Here is a 7,288-nt window from a genome sequence, read left to right as displayed (position 1 = left end):
TACGCAGTATCAAAACAAAAAGCGAGGCAACCTCATGCTGACGCTAACTGCCAATGACGTTCGATTGGGTGCCACTGCCTCTGACTGGCAGGACGCACTGCAACAGGCTGCTCGAGACCTTGAGCGCGCTGGCCGGACTTGCCCGGAATACCTGGCTGGAATGAACGCCCGTGAACAACAGTCTTCCACGGTATTGGGCAACGGCATCGCCATTCCCCACGGTACACCGGAAAGCCGGGATGCCGTCCTTGAAACCGGTGTTCGCATTCTTCAATTCCCCGAGGGGGTCACCTGGCACGATGGTGCGCGGGTAAATGTACTGGTGGCCATCGCTGCACAGTCCGACGAGCACCTGGATATTCTCCGCCATTTGACCCGGGTACTGGATAAGCCAGGACTGGCTGAGAAGCTGGGCCATGCTACGGATGCCGCGGAACTGGTTGCCTTGCTTTCCAAAGCTCCGGCCGTTGCCAAATGCGACAGCGAGACGCTCTGTCTCGGAATAGATGCCTCCACACCGAACGAACTGGCCTTGATTGCAGCTGCACGTCTGCAGAGTTTGCGGTGCGTCGACACGGATTTTCTGGCCAGCATTGTCGGCCAACCGCCGGTGGATCTTGGTCAGGGCTTCTGGCTGACCCACCACACTGTTGGCGCCAGGCGCCCGACCCTTTCATTGGCAACACCAAAGCGTGCAACTGCGGAACTGCGTGGGGTGTTCTGTCTGGCCGGACCCGGTGATGAGTGCCATGACCTGCTGGAGCGCATCGATACTTTCCTGGCTGGTGATGAACCTATTCAGGGCCTGAGTGCTGAGGCCTTGTTGGCAAGGCTTTCCGGCGAGGCGGCCGATGCAGTGACGGCGAAAGTCACCCTGTTGAATACCCATGGCCTACACGCGCGACCCGCCAAGCAACTCGTCCAGGAGGCGCGTCGCCACAATGCCAGTATTCGGTTGCGCCTGTTGGAAGGCGAAGGTGCCGCAGTATCCGCTACCAGCCTGACTCGGGTGATCGGCCTGGGCGCCCGCAGGGGCCAGACGTTGGTGCTTTCGGCGACTGGGGATGACGCAAGCCAGGCCATTCAGTCTCTGACCAGCGCCATTGAAGGCGGCCTGGGTGAAAAAGTTTCTCCATTGCGGTCTGCGGGTCCGCAAACCAAGGTGCCTGAAGCCGAACAGGCTCCCGCACTGACGGATGATCAGCCGGTTAAAGCGGTTGCCGCATCTCCCGGACTGGCGCTGGCACCGGCTTTCGTCATGCGACAGCCGACCCTTGAATATCCGCAATTTGCAGAAGATAGCGAACAACAGATCCAGCGCCTCAACCAGGCCGTCGATAGTGCTGACGGTCAGCTTCGAACCCTGATCCGTCAGGCGGAAGGCGGCGAAGCCGCGCCTATTCTCTCGGTACACGTGGAAATGCTTCAGGACGAAGATCTCTACCAGGCTACGTTGGAAGCGATCAACGAAGGGGCGTCCGCCGAAGCAGCCTGGTGGAAAGCCATAGATACCGCGGCCAGGGCCCAGGAAGCGCTGGCGGACCGTTTGCTGGCCGAACGTGCCGCGGATCTGCGGGATGTTGGGCGCCGGGTCCTGTCCAACCTCTGTGGCGTGGCCATGCCGACGCCGCCGGACACTCCTTATATCCTGGTGGCTGACGATCTCGGGCCATCGGATGTGGCTCGGCTGGATACCACCAGGGTGCGTGGCCTGGTCACAGCCCGCGGGGGAGCGACGTCCCACAGTGCAATTTTGGCCCGAGCCCTGGGGCTGCCTGCGGTCGTAGGTGCCGGTGAGCGAATACTGACAATCCTGAATGGCTCCGATCTGGTGGTGGATGGCGAACGGGGTTGCCTGGTGCCGAACCCCGGGGCCGAACGCTGCGAGAAGATCCGTCGCCGTCTGCAACAACTGGACGCGTTGCAGGCCGAAGCTCATGAGAACCGCAATCAACCTGCTACCACCGTAGATGGCCATACCATCGAAGTCTGCGCCAATCTCGGCAACACCGCCCACACCCCGGATGCTGTTGAACGGGGCGCCGACGGTGTTGGCCTGCTTCGAACCGAGTTCATTTTCATGGCCCATCCGGAAGCGCCGGATCTGGCCACTCAAGTCACTGAATACCAGCACGCATTCGATGCCCTGGACGGTTTGCCCCTGGTAGCCCGTACCCTGGATGTGGGTGGCGACAAGCCGCTGGATTACTGGCCGTTACCCCAGGAAGACAACCCTTTTCTGGGCATGCGTGGCATCCGCTTGTCACTGACCCGCCCGGACATTCTGGAAACCCAGGTCAGGGCCCTGCTGACTGCGGCAGGTGATCGCCCCCTTCGCATCATGTTCCCCATGGTGAAGGATCTCGAGGAGTTCCGAGCAGCCAGGGCCATTGTTACAAAAGTCCAGAGCGAGGTTTCGGCCAGTAATGTTCAGGTCGGCGTGATGATTGAAGTGCCCTCCTGTGCCTTGCTGGCTTCGACCCTGGCGCCGGAAGTGGATTTCTTCTCGATAGGTACCAATGACCTGACCCAGTACACACTGGCCATCGACCGCGGCCATGGGCAGCTCTCCGCGGAATCGGATGGACTGCACCCCTCGGTATTGCGGCTGATCCGGATGACCGTGGAAGCTGCCCATGCCCACAACCGTTGGGTCGGGGTGTGCGGGGAGCTGGCCTCAGATCCCCAGGCGATTCCGGTTCTGGTCGGGCTGGATGTCGACGAACTGTCTGTGACCAGTCGTCGGGTGCCCCTGGTGAAGGCCTGTATTCGCGGTCTGAACCTTGAAAACGCCCGACAACAGGCTGAAAAGGCGCTGTCTCTGGCGACGGCGTCCGAGGTACGTGATGCCCTGGAGGCCTGGTGATGGCCCGTATCCTGACAATCACCCTGAATCCGGCTCTCGATCTGAGTGTTGAAACGGCGCCCCTCGCTCTCGGAGAGGTAAATCGCACAGGTCATACCCTGATGGAGCCGGCCGGAAAAGGCATCAATGTAGCTCGGGTGCTGGCGCGTCTGGGCCATTCGGTCACCGTTGCAGGGCTGTTGGGAGACGCCAATGCTGCGCCCTTTGAACGTCTGTTTGAGGCAGAGGGCCTGCAGGACAGTTTTGTACGCGTTCCCGGCCAGAACCGAAACAACATCAAGATTGCTGAGGCTGGCGGCCGGGTAACCGATCTGAATGGCCCCGGTTTCCGGGTCCCGGATGACGCAGTTCAGCGCCTTCAACTCCGCCTCAAATCCCTGCTGCCGGAATGCGACGCGGTGGTCATCGGAGGCAGTTTGCCAGATGGCTTTCCGCCTTCTGGATTGGCAAACCTTGTCGAGCAAGCTTCCCAAGCAGACAAACCGGTATGGCTGGATACCAGTGGCGCGGGCCTGAAGGCCGGCATCAAAGCTGGTCCCTACGCCATCAAACCCAACACGGACGAGCTGTCTGACTGGGCCGGCACACCCCTGAAGGATTTGGCCTCAGTGGCAGCTACGGTTGACGGCATCCGTGCCGGTGGCGTGTCCGACGTGGTGGTATCCATGGGTGCAGACGGCGTGTTCTGGTCGTCACCGGCCGGCATCCTGAGGTCCCGGGTACCCCCGGTCTCGCTGGTCAGCACCGTGTGCGCCGGCGATACCTTGCTCGCAGGCATGCTCCATGGCGTGCTTGGTGGACAGTCTGAAGACACAGTGTTGGCGTTCGCCACGGCTTTGTCTGCCGAATGTGTGCAACACATTGGTGTCGGAGACCCCGGGGCCCCGGACTTTCCCTCCCTTCTCCAACAAACCCGGGTGCAGCCATGGCCCGGGCAAAACAACACCGGAGAGATACGGTTATGAATCTGATCATTGTGACCGCCTGCCCCCAGGGCGTGGCGACTCGTTTCCTGGCCGCCCGGGCCCTTGAGCGGGCGGCGAACCGGCGCGGCTGGTCTGTTACCACCGATACTCGAGGCCCGGATGGTAAAGCCGACAACAAGCCCAGCGAAGCGGCAATCCAACAGGCCGATCTTGTTATTGCCGCGGTCGGTGTTCCGGTAAATCTGGATGTCTATGCCGGCAAACGCTTGCTGCAGATTCCGGTCACCGCTGCCCTGCCAGACCCAGACGCCATCCTTTCCCGGGCGCAGGCGGAGGCCACACCCTGGGACCCGGCAATGGCCAGTCAGGAATCTATAGCAACCAGTACCGCTGTCGGCAGTACCTCTGCCGGTAAGCGGATCGTTGCCGTTACTGCATGCCCCACTGGCGTCGCCCATACCTTTATGGCGGCAGAGGCCCTGACCGCCGCGGCGCAATCCGCTGGCCACAAGATCCGTGTAGAAACCCAGGGCTCAGTTGGCGCCCAGGATCCTCTAACTGCCAAAGAAATCGCCGCTGCCGACGTGGTGATCCTGGCCTGTGATATCGAGGTGGACCCGGGACGCTTTGCCGGCAAGCGCGTGTGGCGGACCTCGACCGGTGCCGCCCTGAAAAAACCCTCCGATACCATCCGTGATGCCCTGGCCGAGGCCGTGGTTTTTGAAGGCGGCCAGCAGAAAGCTACCAGTGGTGCCGGAAGCGGCGAAAAGCGGGGCCCCTATAAGCACCTGCTCACCGGCGTGTCCTTTATGCTGCCCATGGTGGTTGCTGGCGGTTTGCTGATCGCCCTGTCCTTCGTATTCGGGATTGAAGCGTTTCAGGAGGAAGGCACGCTGGCTGCCGCCCTGATGCAGATTGGTGGTGGCACCGCCTTCAAACTGATGATTCCGTTGCTGGCCGGATACATCGCCTGGTCGATTGCCGACCGTCCCGGCCTGGCGCCGGGAATGATCGGTGGGTTTCTGGCGGGCGAACTGGGAGCCGGATTCCTCGGCGGTATTGTTGCGGGTTTTCTCGCTGGTTATGTAGCGCGCTTTATCAGCCAGAAACTGCCAATGCCCGAGAGCATCGAATCACTGAAGCCGATCCTCATCATTCCCTTGCTGGCCAGTCTGGTTACCGGCCTGGGGATGATCTATGTGATTGGAGAGCCCATGGCTGCCATCATGGGCGCCCTGACCGGATTCCTCGAGGGCATGGGAACGACCAATGCGATCCTGCTTGGTGGCATTCTGGGCGCCATGATGTGCTTTGACCTGGGAGGGCCTGTCAACAAGGCGGCCTATACTTTCGGCGTGGGACTGCTGTCTGAGGGCAGCGGCGGCTCGGCACCCATGGCTGCCATCATGGCGGCAGGAATGGTACCGGCTATCGGCATGGGTGTGGCGTCTTTCATCGCCCGGCGAAAGTTTGCAGAGGCGGAACGCCAGGCCGGACGGGCATCATTTGTCCTGGGATTGTGCTTCATCTCGGAAGGTGCAATACCGTTTATGGCAAAGGATCCGTTGCGGGTTATCCCGGTGTGTATGATCGGTGGCGCAATTACCGGTGGTTTGTCGATGCTGTTCACCGTCAAGCTGATGGCACCCCATGGCGGGCTGTTTGTGCTTGCCATTCCGAACGCGGTGAGTGCGGTATTGCCCTACCTGATTGCGATTGCGGTGGGATCACTGGTGATTGGTTTCGGTTACGCGTTGCTGAAAACTGGCAAGGCGGAAGTGGCGACAGCGGTAAGCTGAAAATGTAAAAATTGCGGCCCTCGGGCGAGGGCCGCAATTAATCAACCGAATACAAAAAACGCCAGCTTGTTGCCGTCCGGGTCTTTCACATAGGCGCCGTAGAACTGGTCCGGGATTCGCTGCCCGGGCTCACCGTCGCAGGTAGCACCAAGCTCGATCGCTTTCTTGTACATGGCATCCACATTCTCTTTGGAACCCGCGGGAAGGGCGACCATATTGCCGTTGCCGGGATGGTTGGGTTCTTCATTGAAGGGAACGCACACCGCGAGCATGGGGGCACTCATGCTTTTGCCGATAAAAGCGATGCGGCCCATGTCCAGAAGCACCTTGGCCCCCTGGTCGCTTAACAAATCGGCATAGAATGCCTTTGCTCGTTCCATATCACTGACGCCAAGGGTGACGTATCCGATCATACTCTTTCTCCGTTCATGGTTGTGTGGAGAGCCAGAATACGCTGTTTTTTGCCTGTCAGCTCTTTTCAGCGCCGATTTCGCTGACTACCACCTGATTTCTGCCCGCTCTCTTGGCCTGATAAAGCAGTTGATCGCAGGCTGACAACAGCTCCCGAACACCGTTTATACTTCTGCTCCAGCATACGACCCCGGCACTCAAGGTAACATTGAAAGGGGTGCCATCGTCGCTGACAAAGCTCTCCGTCTCCATGCCGATACGCAGGGATTCGGCAACATGGCGGGCATCACTCAACGTGGTGTGAGGCATCAGAACGATAAACTCCTCCCCCCCGGTTCGGGCGACAATATCAGTCTTGCGAGTCCGTGTTTCGATCAGATTGGCCACCGTGCGCAATACCGTATCGCCGGTAAGATGGCCCCAGGAATCGTTGACGCTTTTGAAGAAATCAATGTCCAGGGAGAGTAATGAGAAAGGATGGTCGTAACGGGCGGATTGTTCTTCCAGTTCCTCAAGCTTTCTGAGCAGGTATCTCCGGTTATAGAGCCCTGTCAGTTCATCGGTAATCGTCAAAGCTTCCAGCTGGAATTCCAGGCGTTTCTGATCGTCGATGTCAGTAATAACACCGTGCCAGGTAGTGCTGCCGTCCGGATTTCTCTCCGGCTGGGAGACACCTCTTAGCCATCGGATTTCGCCGTCCTTGATGATCCGGTAGTCGCAAACCCATTCGCTTAGCGTCTTGCGGGAGCGCTCTATGGTTTCGTGGACTCTTGAAATATCTTCCGTATGAATGGCTTCAAACATCCGTTCCGGGTTGGTTCGGGTTTCCTCTGCTGTTAAGCCATAAAAATCCTTGGCCTTGCGACTCATGTAGGGGAAGTGAAAGCTGCCATCTTTGTTGAGGGTAAAGGTATAAATGACCCCCGGGAGAGATTCGGCAAGCTGTTGCAACTGGTGTTGGGAAACTTTCTCTTCCGTGACATCAAGATGTGTACCCATCAGCCAACGGCTTTCTGCCGTCTGGTCATTGTTGAACAGGGTCCCGCGGGTGTGGATGTAACGCCAGTCTCCGTCCTTGTGAAGCATACGCACCACGCATTCAAACTGGTGGGCATCACCGCTCAGGTACGCGGTCAATGCCTGGTTTGCTGACTCGATATCGGTGGGATGACTGAGCTTTTCCCAGGTCTGGAACGACAATGGCGAAAGCTCTTCCAGGGTGTAACCCAGCATGGTGGCCCAGCGTTCATTAAAAATGATTTCGCCGGTGTCCAGGTTGTATTCCC

At 59.2% G+C, this 7,288-nt stretch carries 5 protein-coding genes; 3 read left to right on the top strand and 2 right to left on the bottom strand.

Annotation, left to right across the window (positions count from 1 at the left end; genetic code table 11):
* Positions 1–34 precede the first annotated feature (34 nt).
* From ptsP to B2W52_RS14405, 3 genes are read left to right on the top strand one after another with little or no spacing between them, the layout of a single operon-like run.
* On the top strand, positions 35–2,866 hold the full coding sequence (gene ptsP, locus B2W52_RS14415; RefSeq protein WP_286803651.1) for a phosphoenolpyruvate--protein phosphotransferase: 2,832 nt from the start codon (positions 35–37) through the stop codon (positions 2,864–2,866).
* Entirely contained in the window at positions 2,866–3,831 is a 966-nt protein-coding gene (gene pfkB / locus B2W52_RS14410) for a 1-phosphofructokinase (RefSeq protein WP_053113414.1), read from the top strand. Before ptsP ends, pfkB begins: the two co-directional genes overlap by 1 nt.
* Complete coding sequence (locus B2W52_RS14405; protein WP_053113415.1) at positions 3,828–5,591, top strand: PTS fructose-like transporter subunit IIB; 1,764 nt, start codon at positions 3,828–3,830, stop codon at positions 5,589–5,591. The genes pfkB and B2W52_RS14405 overlap by 4 nt, the downstream gene beginning before the upstream one ends.
* A 41-nt stretch (positions 5,592–5,632) precedes the next feature.
* Here B2W52_RS14405 and B2W52_RS14400 read toward each other — a convergent pair whose 3' ends face one another.
* Both B2W52_RS14400 and B2W52_RS14395 read right to left on the bottom strand, forming a co-directional pair.
* Positions 5,633–6,004: a VOC family protein gene (locus B2W52_RS14400; RefSeq protein ID WP_053113416.1), complete on the bottom strand. Its 372-nt coding sequence runs from the start codon at positions 6,002–6,004 to the stop codon at positions 5,633–5,635.
* Between the two features lie 55 nt (positions 6,005–6,059).
* Positions 6,060–7,288 (bottom strand): sensor domain-containing diguanylate cyclase (locus B2W52_RS14395; RefSeq protein ID WP_286803650.1); only part of this gene is annotated, 1,229 nt, incomplete at its 5' end.

This window comes from Marinobacter sp. UBA2498 (assembly GCF_002341575.1).
GTDB lineage: Bacteria > Pseudomonadota > Gammaproteobacteria > Pseudomonadales > Oleiphilaceae > Marinobacter > Marinobacter manganoxydans.
The sequence above is the reverse complement of the archived record's forward strand: the minus strand, read 5'-3'. Positions and strand labels throughout refer to the sequence as shown.

Bases quoted from the DNA above. Each gene is read 5' to 3' on its own strand.
- ptsP (WP_286803651.1), top strand. From the start codon at position 35: ATGCTGACGCTAACTGCCAATGACGTTCGATTGGGTGCCACTGCCTCT.
- pfkB (WP_053113414.1), top strand. From the start codon at position 2,866: ATGGCCCGTATCCTGACAATCACCCTGAATCCGGCTCTCGATCTGAGT.
- B2W52_RS14405 (WP_053113415.1), top strand. From the start codon at position 3,828: ATGAATCTGATCATTGTGACCGCCTGCCCCCAGGGCGTGGCGACTCGT.
- B2W52_RS14400 (WP_053113416.1), bottom strand. From the start codon at position 6,004: ATGATCGGATACGTCACCCTTGGCGTCAGTGATATGGAACGAGCAAAG.